The sequence below is a fragment of the Burkholderia cepacia genome (genome assembly GCF_001718835.1).
In the GTDB taxonomy this organism is placed as follows: domain Bacteria; phylum Pseudomonadota; class Gammaproteobacteria; order Burkholderiales; family Burkholderiaceae; genus Burkholderia; species Burkholderia cepacia_F.
In genome coordinates this window covers 1,458,113-1,478,823 of record NZ_CP013444.1, presented here as the reverse complement: position 1 = coordinate 1,478,823, position 20,711 = coordinate 1,458,113, and the positions used below count along the sequence as shown (strand labels likewise).

The window sequence follows — 20,711 nt, the reverse complement described above, 5'->3', positions numbered from 1 at the left end:
TCTCGATATACTGGATTCCATTCGGTTCGGGCATCCGAACCCATCATCTGGAATCCCACCGTGAAAGCGCGCGCCGGCCTGGCCCTCGAACTCGTCGTCAACCTGTTGCTGCCTTGGGTCGCCTACCACTTTGCCCATCCCCATTTCGGCGAAACCGGCGCGCTGTACGCGTCGGCGGTCCCGCCGGTCATCTGGTCGATCGTCGAATTCATCCGCTCGCGCCGCGTCGATGCGGTGGCGGCCATCGTGCTGCTCGGCATCGCGCTGTCGATCATCGGGATGGCATTCGGCGGCAGCGCACGCACGCTGCTGATGCGCGAATCGCTCGCATCAGGCACGATCGGCATCGTGTTCCTGCTGTCGCTGTTCCGCGAACGCCCGCTGATCTTCTATCTCGCGCGCGCCACCATCGCCCGCGAGATGGATGGCGGCGCCGCGCATTTCGAAGCGGTCTGGAACGCGCAGCCGGGGCTGCGGCAGACGCTGCGCCTGATGACGTTCGCGTGGGGCGCCGGGCTCAGCATCGAGATGCTGCTGCGCTGCTGGATGGTCGTGACCTGGCCGGTCGAACGCGTGCTGGTCGTGTCGCCGATCATCGGCTATACCGTGTTCGGCTGTCTGCTGACGTGGACGTTCTGGTACCGGCGGCGGATGCGCGTGCGCAACAGCGTCCACATCCCGGGCCGCGACGGCGTCACCGAAACCGCCGGCCGCTGACGGCCGGCGCACCTGCTGCGGGCGCGCTTTTGTAGACGCGCTTCTGTAGACGCAATACGCAGTCCTGTATGATGCGCGGCATTTCATCGGAGGAATGCCGCCGCTCATGTCCGTATCGACCGTCCCGTTCATCGCAACCTGGATCGCCATCTTCGCCGCCGCGGCGCTCGCCTGGTGCCGCCCGCTGCGCGTCCCCAGCCTGATCCTCGGCGCAGCCGGCTACGCGTGCGCGCTGGCGTTCGGCAAGCTCGCGCCGCTCACGCTGGCACCGCTCGCGTTGCTCGCGCTCGCCGCGTGGGGCGTCGCGCCCGCGCGTCCGGCCGCGGTGCGCTTCGCCGCGCATGCCGTCTTTCTCGCGCTGGCGATCGCGCTCGGCCTGCACCTGATTCCCGGCTTCCACAATCCCCGCGTGATCGCCCCGACGCGCTTCACGCCGGATGCCGTGCCGTTCACGATGTACCTGAACCTGGACAAGCCGCTCGTCGGCCTGTGGCTCGTGTGGGTACTGCCGTGGGTCCATCCGGCCGTGTCGCCGGCCCGCGCGCTGCGCGTGGGCATCGTCGCCGCGCTCGCGACGTCCGCCGCATGCCTGGCCGGCGCGCTCGCGTTCGGCATGGTCGGCTGGGCGCCCAAGTGGCCGGCGTCGGGCTGGCTATGGCTCGTCAACAACCTGCTGCTCGTGACGCTCGCCGAAGAGGCGCTGTTCCGCGGCTACGTGCAGGGCGGGCTGACGCGCGCGCTCGGCGCATTCTCTTGGGGACCGTGGGCCGCGCTGGCCGCGGGCGCCGCGCTGTTCGGCGCCGCGCATGCGGCCGGCGGCTGGCCATGGATCGTGCTCGGCACGGTGGCCGGCGTCGGCTACGGCATTGCGTACCGCCGGGGCGGCCTGTTCGCCGCCGCGCTTGCGCACGCGGGGCTCAACGTCGTCCACTTCGGACTGTTCACCTACCCGATGCTCGCCGCCGCGCGCTGAACGCCAAGGATGCTTACTTGACCTGGTCGGCGATCGGCTGCAGGAACGCGGAAAAGCCGGTCAGCATGATCTGCACGCCGATGCACAGCAGCAGGAACGCCGACACGCGCTTCGCGACCTTGGTGCCTTCGCTGCCGAGGTAGCGCGACAGCAGCGCGGAGCGGCTGTAGACCTGCCAGATCACGACCGCGACCAGCACGGACACGGCGATCGACACGATGCTCGACAGCATGAACTCCGACAGCTTGTGCGTGCGGTTCGCGTTCAGCGCGATCGCGGTCGCGATCGAGCCGGGGCCGACCGTCAGCGGCACGGTCAGCGGGAAGAACGCGCGCTTCATCACGGTGGACACGTCGATCGGCTTGACCGGCGTGTCGCCGCCGCCGGGCCCGTCGGGTTCGTTCAGCATCTGCCAGCCGGCCACGGCAACCGCGAAGCCGCCGCCGATCCGCAGCGCTTCCATCGAAATCCCGAAGAAATGCAGCACCGGCGTGCCGGCGAAAAACGCGACCAGCAGCACGATGAACGAGTTGAACGCGACCTTCCGGGCGAGCAGGTCCCGCTCGTGTTCGGTGAGCGCCTCGGTCCGTTCGAGAAACAGGAACGCGATGCCGATCGGGTTGATGATGCCGATCAGGCCGGTGAAGCCGAACAGGATCTCGGAGATAAGGCGGTTGACGATCATCGGATGAAGAATCGGTCGGGGCTGGGCCGGCGGGGCGCCGGGGGTCACGCATTGTAGAGCAACCGTCCCCGATTGCGGCGCGGCGGATGAGCGTCGGCAGCCCGCCGCGCCGGGCGTCCTCGCTTACGCGCCGCCCGCCTCCCATGCCGGCGGCCGCTTCGCGAAGAACGCGGCGAAGCCTTCCTTCGCTTCCGGCGTCGCCCGCACGCGGGAGATCGTCTGCGCGGTGAACGCCGCGCGCTCGTCGGACGACGGATACTCGCCGATCGTGTCGAAGAAGCGCTTGATCTCCATCAGCGCATTCGGGCCGTTCCGGCCGAGTTCGGCGAGCGTCCGCTCGAGTGCTTCGTCGAGCGAATCGAGCGGCACGGCCTGGTGGATCAGGCCGATCGCGACCGCCTCGCCCGCGGCGAGCTGCGTTGCGGTGAGCGCGAGCCGACGCGCCTGGCGCTGGCCGACGGCCTCGACCAGATACGGCCCGATCACGGCCGGCAGGATCCCGAAGCGTGCCTCGCTGACCGAGAAGCGCGCGTGATCGCTCGCGATCACGATGTCGCACGCCGCGCACAGGCCGACGCCGCCGCCGAATGCATGGCCCTGCACGCGCGCCACCGTCGGCTTCGGGCATTGCCGGATCGCGCGCATCATCGCGGCGAACCGCTCCGCATCGCGCAGGTTCGCGGCCGCGTCGTTCGCGCTCGCGCGCTGCATCCACTGCAGGTCGGCGCCGGCGCAGAACGCGCGGCCGTCCGAACGCAGCACGATCGCGCGAACGTCGTCGCGCCGGCCGAGCGTGGTGAACGCGCCGGTCAGTTCGGCGATCATCGTTTCGTCGAACGCGTTGAGCACGTCGCCGCGCTGCAACGCGACGGTTGCGATGCCGCGCGCATCGACCGTGACGGCCAGGGTCTTCAATCCATCCATCGAACAGGTTTCCTCGGGTAGAACGGCAAACATCGGAATTACGCGGCCTGGCGGCGGTCGATCACGCGCCGGGCCTTGCCGGTCGCGGTCGCGGGAATGCCGCCCGCCGCCAGCACCGTCACGCCGGACGACACGCCGACCATCGTCTTGATCCGGTGCTGCAGCTCGCGCGCGATCGCGGCGCGCTCGCCGTCCGGCACGCCGGCGCCCGCTTCGGAGCGCAGTTCGACCGCGAGGTCGAGCCGGTCCATGTGACCGTCGCGCGACAGCGTGATCTGGAACTGGCCCGACAACTGCGGCAGCGCGACGACGATCTCCTCGATCTGGCTCGGGAACACGTTCACGCCGCGCACGATCAGCATGTCGTCGGAGCGGCCGGTGATCTTCGCGAGACGGCGCATCGCGCGCGCGGTCGGCGGCAGCAGCGCGGTGAGGTCGCGCGTGCGGTAGCGGATCACCGGCATTGCTTCCTTCGTCAGCGACGTGAACACGAGCTCGCCCTGGCTGCCGTCGGGCAGCACTTCGCCCGTGACGGGATCGATGATCTCCGGGTAGAAATGGTCTTCCCAGATCACCGGGCCGTCCTTCGTCTCGACGCATTCGCACGCGACGCCCGGCCCCATCACTTCCGACAGCCCGTAGATGTCCAGCGCATCGATGCCCGCACGCGTCTCCACTTCCTCACGCAGCGCCTGCGTCCACGGCTCGGCGCCGAAGATGCCGATCTTCAGCGACGACTCGGCCGGGTCCATCCCCTGCCGCACCATCTCGTCGATCAGGTTCAGCATGTACGACGGCGTGACGAGGATGATCTTCGGCTCGAAATCGCGGATCAGTTGCACCTGCTTCTCGGTCTGCCCGCCCGACATCGGCACGACCATGCAGCCGAGCCGCTCCGCGCCATAGTGAATCCCGAGACCGCCCGTGAAGAGGCCATAGCCGAACGCGTTGTGCAGCGTGTCGCCCGGGCGGCCGCCGGCCGCGCGGATCGAGCGCGCGGTCACGTTCGCCCAGGTATCGATGTCGCGCGCGGTGTAGCCGACCACCGTCGGCTTGCCCGTCGTGCCGCTCGACGCATGCACGCGCACGACCTGCTCGCGCGGCACCGCGAACAGCCCGAACGGATAGTTGTCGCGCAAATCGTTCTTGGTCGAGAACGGGAACTTCGCGAGATCGGCGAGCGACTTCAGGTCGTCCGGATGCACGCCCGCCGCATCGAACGTGCGGCGATAGTGCGGGACGTTGTCGTACGCGTGGCGCAGCGACCACTTCATGCGCTCGAGCTGCAGCGCCTGCAGTTCGTCGCGGCTGGCGGTCTCGATCGGCTCGAGGGCGGCGGCGGGATGCGTCGGGTGAGTCATCGGGGTGCTCCTCCAATGGAGTGATGTCGTTATCGTGATCGAGGTGACTGACGAAGCCGGCGTTACGACCGGAACGTGCGACCGGCCGCATGCAGTGCGGCGATGCGCGGCGACACGCGATAGCGGTCCTCGCCGTAGCTCGCCGCGAGGTTCGACAGCACGCGATACACGCGGCCGATGCCGATCGCATCGGCCCACGCGAGCGGGCCGCACGGGTAGTTCACGCCCTTCTCCATCGCGAGATCGAGATCGGCGGGCGAGCACACGCCCTGGTTCACCGTGTCGGCCGCCTCGTTCGCGAGCATCGCGACGGTGCGCATCGCGACCATGCCCGGCACGTCCGCGACGCCGACGACGCGGAAACCCGCCTGCTGGAACAGGCCGACCGCATCCGCATACGCCGCGTCGCTACACTGGAGCGCACGCGTCAGCGCGACGAGCCCGGCCTGCGTGTAATCGCGCGCGAGATCGACCAACACGAGATCGGTCACACCGGTTTGCGCGGCGCGCGCGGTCGCGGTGCGGCCGTCGGTCAGCGCGATCGATGCGCGGCCGGCCGTCGCGAGCAGGTCGTCGGGATGGGCATCCGCATGCCGCGCGCCGGCCACGCGTTCGGCGACGCGCGCGCGCAGCGCATCGGCCGGGCCGTCCTGCGCAAACAGTGCGACGTCGGCCGGCGCGTCGCGCGGCGCTTCGAGATCGGGCGCGGGCGGCGTCGCGCCATCCGCATACGCGTAGAAACCGCGCCCCGACTTGCGCCCGAGGAAACCCGCGTTCACGAGTTCCTGCTGGATCAGCGACGGCGTGTAGCGCGGGTCGTTGAAGTACGCGCGGAACACCGATTCGGTCACCGCGAAGTTCACGTCGTGGCCGATCAGGTCCATCAGCTCGAACGGCCCCATCCGGAAGCCGCCGGCTTCCCGCATCACCGCGTCGATCGACGCCGGTGCAGCGCCCTGCTCGTTCAGCACGCGCAGCGCCTCCGCGTAATACGGCCGTGCGACGCGGTTCACGATGAAGCCCGGCGTCGACTTGGCCATCACGGGCTGCTTGCCCCACGCGGCGGCTGTCGCACGGAGCGCCTGTGCGACTTCGGGCGCGGTCGCGAGCCCGCTGACCACCTCGACGAGCGCCATCAGCGGCGCCGGGTTGAAGAAATGCAGGCCGGCGACGCGCCGCGGCACCCGCAGCCCGGCCGCGATCGACGTGATCGAGATCGACGACGTGTTGGTCGCCAGCAGGCACGCATCGTCGACATGGCGCTCGAGCGTCGCGAAAATCTCGCGCTTCACGTCGAGCCGCTCGGCCGCCGCCTCGACGATCAGCGCGGCACCCGCGAAATCGGCCAGCGCACGCACCGCGCTCACGCGGTTCGCCGCGGCTTGCGCCTGTGCCGGTTCGAGCCGGCCCTTCTCCGCCAGCCGCGCGAACTGCGCACGGATGCCCGCCAGCGCCTTGTCGCATGCGGCTTCGTTCAGGTCGTACAGCAGCACCGTATGGCCGGCCGCCGCCGCGACCTGCGCAATGCCCGCCCCCATCGCGCCGGCACCGATCACGCCGACGACCGCCGACGGCGCCAGCGCGCCCGAATTCACCGAATGTGCAGAAGAAACAGCCATCGCTTGCGATCCGTCATGAAGTGGAAGTGCGAGCGATTATAAACCGACCGGTCGGTAGATTTATGTCAGGGCGAGCCCGGATTCGTCACGTAAAAGACCGTTACCGAATCCGCAAGGACGAAAAATGAAAATTCATCGGCACTTTTTTCGAACCGAAAGGTCAACGTAAGGATTCGATTTTCGAATAGCGGCGCGCATCCGCCTGATAAAATCCCGCAACCCGCGGGATTTCAGGGAGAAACCGCATGCCACGCCGCCGTTGCCGCGCATCGCCGGCCACGCCTTCGGGGCCGGACCAGAGCCGCCGGCCTTGCCGGGCGGCGATCCGGCCCTGCTTCCAGCGGCCCGCCGCATCGAACCGGTTCGATGCGACCGGCGCCGGCGCGACGGGCTCCGGCCCCTTCGCCACCTGCCGCGTCGCAACGGCGAACCCGGCCCGGCGCTTGTCCGCGCCGCCGTCTTTCAGTTCCATCGCTCTCGTTCGGCGTTTGTCCGGCCGGGCTTCGTCAACCCGTGACGGCGCGTCGCGCGCCGCCACCCGCATAAGGAAACCCTCCATGCCGCTCTCGTCCAACCAGCTCCCGCGCTGGACCCTCGTGGCCCCGCTTGCCGCATGGCTGGTCCTCGCGCTGTCGCGCGTCGTGCCGGCCGAAGGCCTCGTCATCGCGGTGTTCGCCGCCGCACTCGCCGGCGCCGTGTTCGCCGCCGTCCACCATGCCGAAGTCGTCGCCCATCGGGTCGGCGAACCGTTCGGCACGCTCGTGCTCGCGGTCGCCGTGACCGTCATCGAAGTCGCGCTGATCGTGTCGGTGATGCTCGGCGCCGGCCCCGAAAAATCGGGCCTCGCACGCGACACCGTATTCGCCGCCGTGATGATCATCTGCAACGGCATCGTCGGCATCTGCCTGCTGGTCGGCGCATGGAAGCACGGCGAACAGGACTTCCAGGGGCGCGGCGCAAGCAAGGCGCTCGCGGTGCTGGCTTCCCTGTCCGTGCTGTCGCTCGTGATGCCGAACTACCTGAACGCCGCACCGGGCCCGTTCTTTTCGAAATCGCAGCTCGCGTTCGCCGGCGTGTCGTCGCTCGTGCTGTACGGCGCATTCGTGTTCGTACAGACCGTGCGTCACCGCGACTACTTCCTCACCGCGCACGACAGCGCGAACGAATCGGTGCACGCGGCGCCGCCGAGCGGCCGCACCGCGGTGATCAGCCTGCTGCTGCTGTTCGCGAGCCTCGTCGCGGTCGTGCTGCTCGCGAAGCTGCTGTCGCCGGCCGTCGAGCATGCCGTATTGCGGCTCGGTGCGCCCGAAGCCGCCGTCGGTATCGTGATCGCCGCGCTCGTGCTGCTGCCGGAAGGGCTCGCGGCCGTCACCGCCGCCCGCGCGAACCGCCTGCAGACCAGCATGAACCTTGCGCTCGGGTCGGCGCTCGCGAGTATCGGGCTCACGATCCCGACCGTCGCGGCCGTGTTCATCTGGGTCGGCCAGCCGCTCACGCTCGGCATCGGCCCGATGGAAACGGTCCTGCTGTCACTGACGCTGCTCGTCAGCACGCTGACGCTCAGCCAGGGCCGCACGACGGTGCTGCACGGCGTCGTGCACCTGTCGCTGTTCGCCGCGTACCTGTTCCTGTCGATCACCCACTGATCAAGCGTGATGCGAAACCTTCCCGTCCGGCTGATCGGCATCCTGCTGGCGCTGCACCTGTCCGTGGCGCACGCGCAGCCGTCCGGCGCGCCGGACGATGCCATCGGAGCCTGGCATTTCGACGATCCGTTGCTGTATTACGGCGACATGGACACCGACGGCAATGCGCTCTACGTGATCTGCGAAGCCGGGCGGCTTCGGGCCTCGGTGCTGGTGAACGGCGCCGATCGGCATGACGGCCAGCGCGTGCGCGTCACGTTTGCGTCGAACAGCGCGCGCGTTTCGAGCCGCGGCGCCCTCGCGCCGTCCGATCTCGACATGTACGCCGTCGCGGAAATCACGGACCGCGCGCGGTTCTATCGCCTGTTCGACGACGACCGGGAACTCCGGATCGACGTCGAAGGCGAAGGCGATCCCCTTCGCCTGCCGTTGCGCGGCGCGCGCGATCAGGCCGCTCGACTGAAAGCCGCCTGTCCGGTCAGGCGAGGACGCTGAAGGCCGCGTCCCGCACGCGTCATGGGGTGTGCGCGGCGGCGCCCGCTTTCCCGCATGCGTCCGGCGTCCGGTCGGACGCTCCCGCACACTGCCGCCACACCGCGTCCGGCATCGCCGCGACCACGACGAGATCCTGTCCCGGCGCGTAGTTCCAGATCACACGCCCCGGCCGGTCGCGCGCGGCTTCCCAGATCCTGCGCTTTTGCGCCGCGGTCAGGCGGATCACGCCGTTCCGGCCGCTCTTGCCGGCCGCGAGCAGCTGCAGCTCGTCGTCCCGGAACGCAATGATGCCGCCGGCCGACTCGTCGCCCGGCAACAGCAGGAAACGCCACGCGTAATCGTCGGAATCGACGGGTGGAATCGTCCAGTTCGGGCCGTCGAGCACCAGCGTGCGCTGCTCGCGATCGGACAGGCTGTACGTGTACGCGCCGCGGATCTCCGGCAAGCGATGCGGCAGCGCCTTCTGCCCGGACGACGCGAGGTAAAGCGCGCCCGGCTTGCCCTGCGCATCGAAAGTTTGTACCCGCACGGCGCCGTCTTCGCGCCGGATCACGCGCAGCAGACGGCCGTCGGCGTCATGCACGTAGACGAGCCCGGCCTGATCGCCGGCGCGGCCGTCGCACACGTCGGCGCCCGACGCCGCGAGCCAGCCGTGCGCGTCGTAGCGCAGGCAAACGCGGCCGGTCTGCTCGGGCGGCGTGCGTTCGCCGGCGTCGCGGTCGCGGCTGAAGGTGTCGAAGCCGGCCAGCCGCCCGGCGCTGTCGTAATGCAGCACGAGCTTGCGTTCGAGCCGGTAATCGCCCGGCTCCGCCGCGCGCGCGTCGGCGGCGCGATTGCCGGCCCCGCCATGCCGCCGGTCGTACGCGTAGCGATCGCTTTCCTCGCGGGTCAGCAGCGCTTCACGCTTGTCCTCGAATGCGTCGGTGAATCCGTTTTGCTCGACGCGGCACAGATGGCGCGTGCCGTCCGCCGCCTGGTCGAAAAACAGCGTGGTCGGGCCGACGCGCTTGCCCGGCACGCGGTAGGCGGACCAGTCGACCTGCTCCGCCCACAGCGTCGGGCGCGCGCGAGCGTCGAGCGTGACGCGCAGCGGATCGTCGAGATCCGACGACTTGATGCGCGAACCGTCCAGCCCGAGCAGCGCGCCGGCGTCGTCCAGCGGAAAATCCACCGCGACGGACGTCATCACGGCCAGCGCGGCGTCGGACGGATCGCACACCGCGTGGGCGAACGGTGCGGCCGCGAGGCCGGCCGCCAGTGCGAACGCATGGGCGCGCAGGCGCCGGCGAACGTTATTGGAATTGTGTGCCATGAAGCGTCGCAATCAGGTTCCAGAATTCGGCGCTGACGCCGCCGAGCCGCAGTGCGCCGTGCCGGTCGTCCATCAGCAGGAACGGATAGGCGTTCCGTTCGAGCGTCCCCGGCGGCGGCAGATGGTATGGCTTGAATCGCTTCGGATCGCTGAAGTAGCGTTCCGCGGTCTCGCCGCCGGTGCCGATGTGCATGTACCACACGGTCAGGTCGCGCGCCGCGATCTTCGGATCGGTCTCCGGATAGATTCCGCCTTCGCCCGCCGGCACCGATTCGCGCAACACGTCGAAGAAGATGCGGCCGGCGCCCGCGACCGCGAAGCCCGCGCCCGCGCTGATGCCCGCATGCTCGGCGACCGTTTTCAGCAGCGGCACCGCGCGTGATTTCGGCACGACGGATTTCGCGAAGATCCGCTCGAACTCGTCGTCGGAAATCGGCTCGCCGGACGCGCTGCGTTGCTGCAGCGTCGCGAAATCGGCCTCGAATTGCGCGAGCCACGCGCGGTAGCGTTGCGCTTCGGCGGCGCGGTCGAAGGCGTCGGCGAAGGCCGGTTGCGCGGCCAGCAGGACGGCGATCCAGGCAAGCGCGGCGAAGGCCAGCACGCGCAGGCCCTGCCGCAGTTCCTGCAGATGGCGCGGACGTTCTCTCATGATGTTGTCTTTCTTTGAGTGATGGCTGCGCCGGGTCGTCCCGGCGCACGCGGCGATACGATCCGGGCCACCGGCCGATGTCCCGTCATCGCAAAAAGGGGCAGTGTACTGAATCCCGGCGCGCGCGACATCCCCCGCGTGGATGCGCGACGCTCAACAGCCGCCGCCCGACGCCGTGCGCGCCAATGCGCGTCGCTGCGCATCGTCGAACAGGCTCGCGTCGTCATACCCGGCCAGCTCGCTCGCGACGGCGGGCGGCAGCGGCGCCTCGCCGCCGTCGTCGTGCACCACCCACGCGCCGCCGTCGCGAAAGCCGATCGCCAGCCATCCGTCCCGCACGCCTGCCCGGCTCAGGCTCTCGTAACGCGCAGCGCATCGCTCCACGCCGTCGACATCGACGATGCCCCAGCACCCGCCGCGCCGAAAGCGCAGCAGCACCCCGATCGAGAACATCGCGATCTCGTCGACCGCCCCGGGCGCGATCAGCGCATGGCCGTTCTCGTCGACGAACGCACTGCGCGCCACGCCGTCTTCGCCGGCTTGCGGCACCAGGTAGCGAAACGCCTTGCCGCCGTTTTCGTCGCTCGCCTCGACGACCTCGACCTGCTCTTGCGGCGCACTCCCCACCCGCACCAGGCGACGGGTATAGACGTCCGGCACGGTCCTGCCGGCGGGTGTCGCGAAGATCACGCCGGTCGAATGGTCGATCGCGTCGAATTCGGCCGGCAGCCGCCATTGCCCGACGGGGTCGACGACACCCCACAGCGCCTGCTCGCGCGCTGCCCAGCAGCATTCGCCGAAATGGAGCAAGACCGTCAATTCCGCGTAACGGCACGGCACCACCTCCACGCCGTGACGATCGACGACGCCGAACTTGCCGTCCCGCTTGACCCGCGCGAACTCGCCATGCCAGAACGCCCACACCTGCTCGTACCGCACGGGCGTGATCTCCCGCCCCGTCGTGTCGACGTGGCCGTACCGGTCGCCCTGCCTGACGATCGCGACGTCCGTCCAGGCATCGAACTCGCCGATCTCGTCGTAGCGCGGCGGCACCAGCACCTCGCCCGTGATCGCCATGACGCCCATCTGCCCGTCCTGCTCGAACACCAGCGCTTCGTCGTAGATGATCGACGTCAACGGCTCCCACCCGTAGTCGTAGTGCGGCTGATTGATCAGCTCGCGGAAGCTCGTCACGTCCTCGCATGCCAGCCCTTCGCAAGCGTCGAGCAGCACGGGATCGTCCGCGTCGATCGCGGCGCGGATCCGCGCGTTGTCGCGCTCGATGCGTGCCAGCAGCGCCTGCGCCTGGCCCGCGTGCGTCTCGTCGGACAGATTGAACACGTCCCATGCGTCGAGATGAAAGTAGCGATGCACGGCGCGGTTGCCGAGGAACGCGAGAATCTTCCGCTTCGCTTCCCGGAAGGCGTCGAGATCGTCGATCAGGCGGTCGGCATGACGCTCAAGGAACGTATACAACCTGGCCATCAGCGCCTTGCCGCCCGCCGCGTCGGCATAGAGGCCGTCGGCCTCGCCGGTGTCGTTGCAGCGGTTGCGCGCCAGGAACGGCGACGACGACAGCAACGGGCTCAGCACGGTCGGAAAGTCGTAGTTCCATTCGACCATGCCCAGGCACGGCGCGCTGGTCCGGCCGACGTCGTCGAGGTTGTACAGATACAGGCGATGCGCCATCGAATGTCCTCCTGAAAAACGGCATGACTGCCCGCGGGTCGTCAAACGTCCGAATGAACGACGACGTCGAACTTCGCGCCGACCATCGTCGCGATTGACTCGAGCGCGGGCGCCCATGCGCGCATCGGCTCGAGGCTGTCGCGGGAGTCCGGACCGAGCTCGAAGAATGCGCGCTTCATGTAGGGATCGTTGCCTTCGGCGGGCATGTTGCGCGGCTTCACGTCGAACCACAGCAGCCCCTGGCATGAACCGGTGCCGGGCTCTCGAACCGAATCGATCGCGAAGATTCCGAGGGTCGTGATCGCACCGTGGCGAAAGCGGAAGTTGTCGCCGCCGCAACGCAATCCGGACCATGCGCGATCGCGCGTGCGAAACACGACGAGCGCGTCGTCATCGTCCGTCGTCGACGCGGCCGAGCCGTCGGTTCCGGCGTCGACGTCCACGTATTGCTCGATCACATGCCGGAGTTCATTGAACAGATGACGGGCGTCGCCGGGTACCGCCAGTCTTTTGAACTGCGCCGCGTCGCGATCGACGCGCGGTTCGACCGACGCGTCGCGTTTCGCGAGCCTCGACAGGATGGCGGTCTGTGCGATCAGCACCGCGACTGCCGTCGCGCCGCCGGCCAGCGGGCCATAGCGCGACACCACCACCCACGCCGCGATCGCGGCGGGAATCAGGTAAAGCAACCAGATCAATCTGTGCCCTCGTTATTGGTCTTATTTCGACGACGCATCGTTCGCCGGTTTGTCGACGACGGCGTCGACGATATCCCCGATCCAGTCCAGATCGTGGTTTTCCCGGCGCGCGTTCTGCATGTCCATCTGCGCGCCTATCAAGTCAACCCCCTCGCGCGCGTCGTCACGCCGTTGCGGCACGACGACGCCCTTCGCCATCTGCCGCCGTGCGAGATCCGCCGCCGCCTTTTGATGCCGGGTCAGCTTCTTCTTGCCGGCTCGTCGCGGCTTCGGCTTCGGCTTCGCCGGCGGCGCATCGCCTTGTTGCGGCGTCGCGGCCGCCGCGATCTCCCGCTTCAAGCGTGCGCAGAAATTCCGGATGGCGTCGATCAGCATCGTCTGATTCCGTCTTCGGGGGTGCGAAATGCGTCGGACCGAAGTGTGCCATGCAACCACGCCGCGTCACACCATCCCGTCTTCCGCACGCTCCGCGAGAAACGCGTCGACCATCGCGTTGAAGCGCGGCAACGCGGGGTTGTCGTTGTCCGTGCGCCACGCGAGATACAGCTCGGCCGGCTGCTGCGTTCGAGCAGCGCGATGCCGAGCGCATGCTCGAGCAACTGGATCTGCCGGCTGAGCGGCGGCTGGGTCATGAAGAGCCGCCGGGCCGCGCGACCGAAATGCAGTTCCTCGGCGACCGCGACGAAGCAGCGAAGCTGGTGCAGTTCAATCATTCAGATGCCGGGTCGATCGATTGGCTCGTGATGCGCGGGCATCGCCGCACCCCGCCGACGGCGCCACGCTCACGCGCGCTTGCGGCCGTCCGGCGCGTGCTCGACGGTCAGCCGGTCGAGTTCGCGCAGGTCGTCCTCCAGCGCGGGCGTGAGCGTCGTGCGCAGGTGGTCGAGGAACGTGCGGATCTTCGCGTCGAGATAACGGCGCGTCGCATAGACGGCATACACGCTCACCGTCTGCAGCCGATACTCGGGCAACACGCGGATCAACCGCCCTTCGCGGATGTCGTCGAGCACCGTATACAGCGCAACGCACGCGATCCCGCGCCCAGCGCGCACCGCGACACACAGCGCGTCCGGCACGTTGACCTGGAACGGCGCCGGCTGCAGTTCGTAGACGGCCTCCTCGCCGTCGCTGCGCTCGAGCCGCCATTCGCCGGCCGGCGATGCGGGCGTGTCGAGGCGCAGGCAGGTGTGCTTCGGCAGGTCTTCCGGCGTCTGCGGCGTGCCGTGGCGCGCCAGGTATTCGCGCGACGCGACGAGCACGCTGCAGCTCGTGCCGCAGGTCTGCGCGACGTAGCCCGAATCGGGCAGTTGCGACGCCGTCACGATCGATACGTCATAACCCTCCTCGACGAGATTCGGCATCCGCTGCGCGAGCGTCAGCTCGACCGACACGTCGGGGTTGTCCTCCTGGTAGCGGACGATCGACGACACGACATGACTCTGCCCGAGCCCCGTCATCGCATGGATGCGCATCTTGCCGCTCGGCCGCAGCAGCGCGTTGCGCGCCTCCGCGTTCGCGTAGTCGATTTCCGCGAGGATCGACTTCGCGCGCTCGAAATAGCGTTCGCCGCTTTCGGTAAGGCCGAGGTGGCGCGTCGTGCGATGCAGCAGGCGCGTCTGTACGTGCGCTTCGAGGTTCGAAACCGCGCGCGACACCTGCGCGGTGGTCGCGTCGATTTCCTTCGCGACCGCAGTAAAACTGCCGGCTTCGACGACGCGCACGAACAGGCGCATGTTTTCGAGCATGTCCATTGAATTGGCTTGGGGAGAGTCTGTGGGGAGGCGTCGGCAGCGCTCGCGTCAGGTGGGGAACGGAACACGGACGGAAACCACGACGACGCGATTCCCCATGCCGGAGAAGAGGCGGGAGAGCGGGCATCGCATGCGTGGTCGGGACGTTCGGGGGGGAAATCGGTGCGCGGAATTGTACGCCGCTGCGAACGAACGTGCGCTGCTGCGCCGAAGTTTTCATCCGGCGAAAGCTTCCCGAAAGCATCGCTTGGCGCGCGCCCGCAACACCTCGATGCTGCGCCGCAATTTATATCACAACGCGATATAATGCCGCACCCCCGTACCCCGACACGCGCGCATCGTCCCCTTCTTTCTTCATGGATTCCATGTCGTCCGGCTCCTCCACGCCCCGTCGCACGTTGCGGCAATGGCTGCACAGCTTCATTCCCCATCCGATGTCGCTGGGCTGGCGCGAGCGCCTGCGTTCGTGCACGGGTGCGCTCGTCGGCATCGCGACAGTCGGCTTCACGATGAAGGCCGTGCCCGGCGTGCCGGGCCTCGTGCCGCTGCTCGTCGCGCCGATGGGCGCGTCGGCCGTGCTGCTGTTCGCGGTGCCGGCGAGTCCGCTCGCGCAGCCGTGGTCGATCATCGGCGGCAATCTCGTCGCGGCGACGGTCGGCGTCGCTTGCGCACAATGGATCGCCGATCCGGTCACGGCCGCCGCGGTCGCGATCGCGTGCGCGATCGGCGGCATGTTCGCGCTGCGCTGCGTGCACCCGCCGTCGGGCGCCGTCGCGCTCACGGCCGTGGTCGGCGGCCCTGCGATCCATTCGCTCGGGTTCGGCTTCGTGCTGGAGCCGATCGCGCTGCAATCGGCCATCCTGCTGTCGGCCGCGCTCGCCTATCACGCGCTCACCGGGCACCGCTACCCGCACGGCGGCGTGCGTCCCGAAGCGAAACCGCAGGCGGGCGGCGTGCCGGCGCGCGCACGCGGTGGCCGCGGTGGCCGCGGTGGCTTTACGCGCGGCGACCTCGACGCCGTGCTGAAACGCCGCGGCGAATGGCTCGACGTCGATCCGGACGACCTGGAAGCGCTGCTGCGCGAAACCGAAATGCAGGCCTATACGCGCACGTTCGGCCGGCTCTCGTGCGCCGACCTGATGACGAGGAATGCGATCGAAGTCGCGCCGTCGACGTCGGTCATGGCCGCGCTCACGCTGCTCGACCGCCACCGCGTGAAGGCGCTGCCCGTCGTCGACGGCGAAGGCCGCCTGACCGGCATCGTCACGCGCGCCGACCTCACGCGCCAGCTGCGCCGCCCGACCCGGCTGTGGCAACGCCTGTCCGCGCGGCTGCCGCAATCGTTCGGCGGCCAGCCGGCGAGCGTCGCCTCCGTGATGACGCGCGACGTCGCGTACGTGCCGGAAACGATGCCGATCACCGCGCTCGTCCCGCTGTTGACGCATTCGGGCCACCACCACATTCCGGTCGTCGATGAATCGCACCGGCTCGTCGGAATCATCACCCAGACGGATCTCGTCACGGGCCTGTATCGGCAGACGCAAATGCTCGAAGCAGCGTGACCTGACGCCGCCGCGCGTTCCGCGCTGCCGCCGGCGGTGCAATTCGCGTCTTTATATCATATTGTGATATATATTCGCCCGACTGCTTTCCCTTCTCCATCACGATGACCGACATCCGACGCGCGCTGCACAAATCCGATTTCCAGCAACTGTCCGAGTTCCGCTACCAGATGCGCCGCTTCGAGCGCTTCTCCGAGCGCGCCGCGCAAAGCGAAGGCGTGACGCCGCTGCAATACCTGCTGCTGCTGCACATCAAGGGCTACCCGCATCGCGAATGGGCGACCATCGGCGAACTCGCGGAACGCCTGCAGGCACAGCACCACGGTGTCGTGGCGCTGGTCACGCGCTGCGAAGCGCTCGGCCTCGTGAAGCGCAAGACGAGCGAAGCGGATCGCCGGCAGGTCGAGGTCCATCTCGAAACCGCCGGCGAAACGCTGCTCGCCCGCCTCGCGGCCATGCATCGCGCCGAGCTGAAGTCGCTCAAGGACACGTTCCAGGTTCCGCAGATCGATTACTGACGCCGACGTCCGACACGATGAACGCACCGCACAAACGCGATTTCTCGACCAACGAACGCCTGCCCAGGATCGCGTTGCTTGCCGCCGGGATCGGCCTGCTAAGCACGCTTGCCGCGTTCGTGCTGTTGAGCCTGATCCATCTGTTCACGAACCTGTTTTTCTTCCAGCAGTTCTCGTTCGTCGACCATTCGCCGGCCGGCAACGCGCTCGGCGCGTGGGTGATCGCGGTGCCGGTGATCGGCGGGCTGATCGTGGGATTGATGGCGCGCTTCGGTTCGGAAAAGATCCGCGGCCACGGCATTCCGGAAGCGATCGAGGCGATCCTGTTCGGCAAGAGCCGCATGTCGCCGAAGGTCGCGATCCTCAAGCCGCTGTCGTCCGGCGTCGTGATCGGCAGCGGCGGCCCGTTCGGCGCCGAAGGCCCGATCATCATGACGGGCGGCGCGCTCGGCTCGCTGATCGCGCAGTGCGTGCACGTGACCGCCGCCGAGCGCAAGACGCTGCTGGTCGCCGGCGCCGCCGCCGGCATGACGGCCGTGTTCGGCACGCCGGTCGCCGCCGTGCTGCTCGCGGTCGAACTGCTGCTGTTCGAATGGCGTCCGCGCAGTTTCCTGCCGGTCGCACTGGCATGCGCGGTGGCCGGTTTCGCCCGCGCCGTGTTCTTCGGCGTCGATCCGCTGTTTCCGCTGACGACGGCCGCGCCGACGCCCGTCGCGCTGCTGTCGTGCATCGTCGCGGGACTGCTGTCGGGCATGCTCGCATGCGGGCTGTCGGCCGCGCTGTACCGCGTCGAGGACACCTTCGCGAAGCTGCCGGTGCACTGGATGTGGTGGCCTGCGCTCGGCGCGATCGTGATCGGCATCGGCGGCTGGCTCGAGCCGCGCGCGCTCGGCGTCGGCTACGACGTGATCGGCGACCTGCTGCACCAGCACATCGCCTTGAAGATCGCGCTCGCGCTGCTGATCGTGAAAGCCGTGATGTGGGTGATCGCGCTCGGCTCGGGCACGTCGGGCGGCGTGCTCGCCCCGCTGCTGATGCTCGGCGCCGGCCTCGGCACCGTGCTGTCGCCGATGCTGCCGGGCGGCGACCCGGCACTGTGGCCGCTCGTGTGCATGGCCGCGACGCTCGGCGCGACACTCGGCGCCCCGCTGACCGCGATCGTGTTCGCGTTCGGCCTCACGCACGACGCGAACGCGCTGCTGCCGCTGCTCGCGGCGACGCTCGTCGCGCACGGCTTCGCGACCATCGTGATGAAACGCTCGATCATGACGGAAAAGATCGCACGCCGCGGTTATCACATCTATCGCGAATACGGCGTCGATCCGCTCGAGCGGCACGACATCGGCGAAGTGATGACGTCCGCCGACCTGCTCGTCGCGATCGACGGCGCGACGACGCTCGCGGAGGTCGATGCAACGTTCTTCGGCGCGAAGCAGACGCACCGTGCGTACCCGGTCGTGCAGAACGGCCGCCTGCTCGGTCTCGTCGATCGCGCGACGCTCGATGCGCAGCGCGCGAGCCGCGCGCCCGGCACGCCGATCGCGGACGTGCTGGCCGATCGCGCGCCCGTGGTCGCACTCGCGCACGAAACGTGCCGCGTCGTCGCGTCGCGACTCGCGATGCTCGGGCTCGAGCGGCTGCCGGTCATCGACGACGCGCAATCGCTGCGCATGACGGGCATCGTGTCGCGCAGCGACCTCATCAAGCCCGCGTTGCAGCACTTCGACGACGAACAGAAGCGCGAGCGCTTCCGCCCGATCGTCCCGGCCAACGCGCGCAAGGCCGGTTGACCCGCGCATTTGAACTTGCTTGACAGTTCGATCTGCGAAAGTTTGTCATCATGGTGCTCATGCGACGGGGCCTGCAACCATCCATCCCACGATAACGAGTCGACGCGCGGCATTCGCACGAATGCCGCACGCGGCGACCCTTCACCCATCCCACGCTCGGGCAGCGAGACGACCAGTCGGCGCAGCACCGGATCAGCCGTTTGGCAAGCGCCTTAACATCTTGTTGCGCAATTGCTTGAACCCGATCCGCGCTGTGCGATCTCACTTGTGCAGTCCTGCTGCGCATCCCACTCAATCAATCACGACTCGAGGGAGATAACGTGAACGCGAAATACTTACCGCTCATCGCACTGACTATCGCAATTTCCGCGCACGCGGCCGATCCGTCGCCTGCCGTGCAAAACGTGGGACAGAGCCAGAAACCTGCTCAGGAAGTCTCGGCGTGCATCGCGAAGACCTGGGCAGACAAATCCCAGCAACAGGTCGTCTCGCAGTACGTGCTCGCGAATGGCCTCGCGACCGACGTCTACGCGCCGGGCCAGCAGCCGCCGAACGGCGCGGCCGCGCTGGTGCGCCCGGCCCAGACCGCGGGCGCGAAGACCTGGGTCGGCTTCCGTGCCGGCAGCGGTGCGGGCGCCGATGCCGCAGGCGACATCAACGCCTGCCTGTAACGCGTCCGGCGAACGGCCTCGCACGGCCCTTCAAACAACGAGCCCCGCAATCGCGGGGCTTTTTCATTGAACGGCGGGCGGCGCGCCATGCGCGCCGACGTCGTCAAAGATAGCTGCAGACGTAATCGAGCGTCTCGAGCACTTCGATGTCGAAGCGGCTCTTGCCCGGCACCGAGAACGATTCGCCGGCGCCGTAGGTCTGCCATTCGCTGCTGCCGTCGAGCTTCACGCGGCACTTGCCGGCCTGCACTTCCATCAATTCGGGCGCGTCGGTGCCGAAGTTGAGCGCGCACGGCAGGATCACGCCGAGCGTCTTGCGCGTGCCGTCCGGGAAGAGCACGGTATGCGACACGCACTTGCCGTCGAAATAGACGTTCGCGCGCTTGACGACCGATACGTTGTCGAATTGGGTTGCACTGGTCATGAATGCCTCTGATTGCTGGGTCTGAAAGTTGGCGATGGTTGGAGAGCGGCCGGCGGCGCCGGCCGGCCGCTATGATACCGGCTCGCCGGCCGCGCACGAAAATCGCGCCGGGCCGCCGTTCATCATGCGGCCCCAATGCTCAGGATGACTGGCAAAGCGCGTTTGACCCGTGTACGTCCCGTTCACCGCAGCCCTTGCCTGCGCGCCGAATCGCGCAGGCAATCGAGCAGCATTGCCGCGGCCGGCGTGAGCGGGCTGTCGCGACGCGTGATGACCTGCACCGATACGGCCGGCAACCGCTCGCGGATCGGCAGCACCACGAGCCGGTCGCGCGCCCAGTCGGCGTCGAGCAGTTGCTCGGGCATCGATGCAATCAGGTCGCAGCCCATCATCAGGCTGCGCGCGAGCCCGAAGCTCGGGCATTCGACGACGCGCGCCGGCACCGGCAACCCGTAGGCGACGAACGAATTGAACAGCACCTGCGTCGAGCTTTCGGGTGACGGATTCATCAGCCAGTCGGCTTCGACGAGATCGGCGAGCGACGTGGCCGATGCGAGCGGATGGCCCTTGCGCGCGACGATCAGCGAACGGCTCGAATACAGTTCGGCGTGATCGAACTCGGCGGCCAGCAGTTCGGGCACGACGACGGCCACCGCGAAATCGAGCGAGCCGTCGTGCAGCCGCGGCAGCGCGACGCCCGGAAACCCTTCGACGATACTGACGCGCGCTACCGGAAAACGCCGCCGGAACGCGCGAAACGCATCGGGCAGGATCGTCACCGCGGCGGCCGGCGTCACCGCCGCCGCGACGGAGCCCGTCATCGCCCCTTGCGCCTGCTCGATGTCGTCGCGGGCGCGCTGCATTTCGGCGACGATCAGTCGCGCGCGCACCTGCAGCTGCTGGCCGAACGCGGTGAGCTGCACGCCGCGCGCGGTGCGCACGACGAGCGACACGCCGAGCGCGATCTCCAGCTCCTTGACCGCCTTCGTCAGTGCCGCCGGCGACACGTTCAGGCGCCGCGCGGCCGCGCGAATGCTCCCCTCCTCCGCAACGGTGACGAACGCTTTCAGCTGATGGTATTTCATGGCGGCGACGCGTGATCCGTGGAAACCCGGACACCGGGCCCGGCAGCCGATCTCAGGGTGTTCCCTAGCGGCAACCGGTGGTGAGCACCAAAGCAATTTATCAGCTTCTGGTACGCAAAAGAAATTTATATGCTTGCTCGTC

General features: G+C 68.3%; 21 protein-coding genes and 1 pseudogene. 8 read left to right on the top strand and 14 right to left on the bottom strand.

Annotation, left to right across the window (positions count from 1 at the left end; all coding sequences use genetic code 11):
• Nucleotides 1-60 precede the first annotated feature (60 nt).
• Together WT26_RS26805 and WT26_RS26800 are read left to right on the top strand one after the other, a co-directional pair.
• Nucleotides 61-717 (top strand): VC0807 family protein, encoded by a 657-nt coding sequence (locus tag WT26_RS26805; protein ID WP_069274333.1) that lies wholly within the window; start codon nt 61-63, stop codon nt 715-717.
• Nucleotides 718-823: 106 nt separating this feature from the next.
• On the top strand, nt 824-1,690 hold the full coding sequence (locus WT26_RS26800; protein WP_069275152.1) for a type II CAAX prenyl endopeptidase Rce1 family protein: 867 nt from the start codon (nt 824-826) through the stop codon (nt 1,688-1,690).
• A gap of 13 nt (nt 1,691-1,703) precedes the next feature.
• Here the strand turns inward: WT26_RS26800 and WT26_RS26795 are convergent, their stop codons facing one another.
• The 5 genes from WT26_RS26795 to WT26_RS26775 all read right to left on the bottom strand — a co-directional run bounded on the left by WT26_RS26795 (nt 1,704) and on the right by WT26_RS26775 (nt 6,751).
• The gene (locus WT26_RS26795; RefSeq protein ID WP_069274332.1) at nt 1,704-2,375 is read right to left on the bottom strand and encodes a MarC family protein; all 672 of its coding nucleotides are present in this window, start codon (nt 2,373-2,375) and stop codon (nt 1,704-1,706) included.
• 123 nt (nt 2,376-2,498) lie between these two features.
• On the bottom strand, nt 2,499-3,299 hold the full coding sequence (locus WT26_RS26790; protein WP_069274331.1) for an enoyl-CoA hydratase-related protein: 801 nt from the start codon (nt 3,297-3,299) through the stop codon (nt 2,499-2,501).
• Between the two features lie 38 nt (nt 3,300-3,337).
• Nucleotides 3,338-4,660, bottom strand: a complete 1,323-nt coding sequence (paaK, locus tag WT26_RS26785) for a phenylacetate--CoA ligase PaaK (RefSeq protein WP_069274330.1) — start codon at nt 4,658-4,660, stop codon at nt 3,338-3,340.
• A 62-nt stretch (nt 4,661-4,722) separates the two neighbouring features.
• Nucleotides 4,723-6,279, bottom strand: coding sequence for a 3-hydroxyacyl-CoA dehydrogenase (locus WT26_RS26780; protein WP_069274329.1), 1,557 nt, complete (start codon nt 6,277-6,279; stop codon nt 4,723-4,725).
• Between the two features lie 160 nt (nt 6,280-6,439).
• Nucleotides 6,440-6,751, bottom strand: a complete 312-nt coding sequence (locus tag WT26_RS26775; protein ID WP_069271190.1) for a hypothetical protein — start codon at nt 6,749-6,751, stop codon at nt 6,440-6,442.
• An 85-nt stretch (nt 6,752-6,836) separates the two neighbouring features.
• Between WT26_RS26775 and WT26_RS26770 the strand changes: the two genes are divergently transcribed.
• Together WT26_RS26770 and WT26_RS26765 are read left to right on the top strand one after the other, a co-directional pair.
• Nucleotides 6,837-7,925, top strand: a complete 1,089-nt coding sequence (locus WT26_RS26770; RefSeq protein ID WP_059522560.1) for a calcium:proton antiporter — start codon at nt 6,837-6,839, stop codon at nt 7,923-7,925.
• Nucleotides 7,926-7,988: 63 nt separating this feature from the next.
• Nucleotides 7,989-8,420: a hypothetical protein gene (locus WT26_RS26765; RefSeq protein ID WP_230461749.1), complete on the top strand. Its 432-nt coding sequence runs from the start codon at nt 7,989-7,991 to the stop codon at nt 8,418-8,420.
• Nucleotides 8,421-8,439: 19 nt separating this feature from the next.
• Here the strand turns inward: WT26_RS26765 and WT26_RS26760 are convergent, their stop codons facing one another.
• The 7 genes and pseudogenes from WT26_RS26760 to WT26_RS26735 all read right to left on the bottom strand — a co-directional run bounded on the left by WT26_RS26760 (nt 8,440) and on the right by WT26_RS26735 (nt 14,519).
• Nucleotides 8,440-9,732 (bottom strand): hypothetical protein, encoded by a 1,293-nt coding sequence (locus tag WT26_RS26760; RefSeq protein ID WP_069271189.1) that lies wholly within the window; start codon nt 9,730-9,732, stop codon nt 8,440-8,442.
• A complete protein-coding gene (locus WT26_RS26755; protein ID WP_069271188.1) occupies nt 9,713-10,381 on the bottom strand; it encodes a hypothetical protein in 669 nt (222 codons plus the stop codon). The genes WT26_RS26760 and WT26_RS26755 overlap by 20 nt, the downstream gene beginning before the upstream one ends.
• 153 nt (nt 10,382-10,534) lie before the next feature.
• Nucleotides 10,535-12,070: a WG repeat-containing protein gene (locus tag WT26_RS26750; protein WP_069274328.1), complete on the bottom strand. Its 1,536-nt coding sequence runs from the start codon at nt 12,068-12,070 to the stop codon at nt 10,535-10,537.
• 41 nt (nt 12,071-12,111) lie between these two features.
• Complete coding sequence (locus tag WT26_RS26745; protein WP_069271186.1) at nt 12,112-12,768, bottom strand: hypothetical protein; 657 nt, start codon at nt 12,766-12,768, stop codon at nt 12,112-12,114.
• 21 nt (nt 12,769-12,789) lie between these two features.
• Entirely contained in the window at nt 12,790-13,143 is a 354-nt protein-coding gene (locus tag WT26_RS37640; RefSeq protein ID WP_060138876.1) for a hypothetical protein, read from the bottom strand.
• A gap of 176 nt (nt 13,144-13,319) precedes the next feature.
• Nucleotides 13,320-13,481: pseudogene (locus WT26_RS36480) on the bottom strand (LysR family transcriptional regulator); the annotation flags it as partial.
• Between the two features lie 69 nt (nt 13,482-13,550).
• Complete coding sequence (locus WT26_RS26735) at nt 13,551-14,519, bottom strand: LysR family transcriptional regulator (RefSeq protein ID WP_069274327.1); 969 nt, start codon at nt 14,517-14,519, stop codon at nt 13,551-13,553.
• A gap of 365 nt (nt 14,520-14,884) precedes the next feature.
• Between WT26_RS26735 and WT26_RS26730 the strand changes: the two genes are divergently transcribed.
• From WT26_RS26730 to WT26_RS26715, 4 genes are all read left to right on the top strand, one after another.
• Complete coding sequence (locus WT26_RS26730) at nt 14,885-16,081, top strand: HPP family protein (protein WP_069275151.1); 1,197 nt, start codon at nt 14,885-14,887, stop codon at nt 16,079-16,081.
• A gap of 104 nt (nt 16,082-16,185) precedes the next feature.
• Nucleotides 16,186-16,599, top strand: coding sequence for a MarR family winged helix-turn-helix transcriptional regulator (locus WT26_RS26725; RefSeq protein ID WP_069274326.1), 414 nt, complete (start codon nt 16,186-16,188; stop codon nt 16,597-16,599).
• Nucleotides 16,600-16,616: 17 nt separating this feature from the next.
• On the top strand, nt 16,617-18,389 hold the full coding sequence (locus tag WT26_RS26720; RefSeq protein ID WP_069274325.1) for a chloride channel protein: 1,773 nt from the start codon (nt 16,617-16,619) through the stop codon (nt 18,387-18,389).
• Between the two features lie 320 nt (nt 18,390-18,709).
• Entirely contained in the window at nt 18,710-19,060 is a 351-nt protein-coding gene (locus WT26_RS26715) for a hypothetical protein (RefSeq protein WP_069274324.1), read from the top strand.
• Nucleotides 19,061-19,163: 103 nt separating this feature from the next.
• On the opposite strand, the gene WT26_RS26710 is transcribed toward WT26_RS26715, so the two are convergent.
• Complete coding sequence (locus tag WT26_RS26710) at nt 19,164-19,484, bottom strand: pyrimidine/purine nucleoside phosphorylase (RefSeq protein WP_006478890.1); 321 nt, start codon at nt 19,482-19,484, stop codon at nt 19,164-19,166.
• A 182-nt stretch (nt 19,485-19,666) separates the two neighbouring features.
• A complete protein-coding gene (locus tag WT26_RS26705) occupies nt 19,667-20,569 on the bottom strand; it encodes a LysR substrate-binding domain-containing protein (protein WP_069274323.1) in 903 nt (300 codons plus the stop codon).
• Nucleotides 20,570-20,711: the final 142 nt, after the last annotated feature.

What these genes read in the sequence shown, in the direction of transcription:
- WT26_RS26750 (WP_069274328.1), bottom strand. Translation starts at nt 12,070, where the DNA reads ATGGCGCATCGCCTGTATCTGTACAACCTCGACGACGTCGGCCGGACC.
- WT26_RS26795 (WP_069274332.1), bottom strand. Translation starts at nt 2,375, where the DNA reads ATGATCGTCAACCGCCTTATCTCCGAGATCCTGTTCGGCTTCACCGGC.
- WT26_RS26780 (WP_069274329.1), bottom strand. Translation starts at nt 6,279, where the DNA reads ATGGCTGTTTCTTCTGCACATTCGGTGAATTCGGGCGCGCTGGCGCCG.
- WT26_RS26725 (WP_069274326.1), top strand. Translation starts at nt 16,186, where the DNA reads ATGACCGACATCCGACGCGCGCTGCACAAATCCGATTTCCAGCAACTG.
- WT26_RS37640 (WP_060138876.1), bottom strand. Translation starts at nt 13,143, where the DNA reads ATGCTGATCGACGCCATCCGGAATTTCTGCGCACGCTTGAAGCGGGAG.
- WT26_RS26790 (WP_069274331.1), bottom strand. Translation starts at nt 3,299, where the DNA reads ATGGATGGATTGAAGACCCTGGCCGTCACGGTCGATGCGCGCGGCATC.
- WT26_RS26760 (WP_069271189.1), bottom strand. Translation starts at nt 9,732, where the DNA reads ATGGCACACAATTCCAATAACGTTCGCCGGCGCCTGCGCGCCCATGCG.
- WT26_RS26710 (WP_006478890.1), bottom strand. Translation starts at nt 19,484, where the DNA reads ATGACCAGTGCAACCCAATTCGACAACGTATCGGTCGTCAAGCGCGCG.
- WT26_RS26730 (WP_069275151.1), top strand. Translation starts at nt 14,885, where the DNA reads ATGTCGTCCGGCTCCTCCACGCCCCGTCGCACGTTGCGGCAATGGCTG.
- WT26_RS26705 (WP_069274323.1), bottom strand. Translation starts at nt 20,569, where the DNA reads ATGAAATACCATCAGCTGAAAGCGTTCGTCACCGTTGCGGAGGAGGGG.
- WT26_RS26800 (WP_069275152.1), top strand. Translation starts at nt 824, where the DNA reads ATGTCCGTATCGACCGTCCCGTTCATCGCAACCTGGATCGCCATCTTC.
- paaK (WP_069274330.1), bottom strand. Translation starts at nt 4,660, where the DNA reads ATGACTCACCCGACGCATCCCGCCGCCGCCCTCGAGCCGATCGAGACC.
- WT26_RS26775 (WP_069271190.1), bottom strand. Translation starts at nt 6,751, where the DNA reads ATGGAACTGAAAGACGGCGGCGCGGACAAGCGCCGGGCCGGGTTCGCC.
- WT26_RS26755 (WP_069271188.1), bottom strand. Translation starts at nt 10,381, where the DNA reads ATGAGAGAACGTCCGCGCCATCTGCAGGAACTGCGGCAGGGCCTGCGC.
- WT26_RS26735 (WP_069274327.1), bottom strand. Translation starts at nt 14,519, where the DNA reads ATGGACATGCTCGAAAACATGCGCCTGTTCGTGCGCGTCGTCGAAGCC.
- WT26_RS26720 (WP_069274325.1), top strand. Translation starts at nt 16,617, where the DNA reads ATGAACGCACCGCACAAACGCGATTTCTCGACCAACGAACGCCTGCCC.
- WT26_RS26770 (WP_059522560.1), top strand. Translation starts at nt 6,837, where the DNA reads ATGCCGCTCTCGTCCAACCAGCTCCCGCGCTGGACCCTCGTGGCCCCG.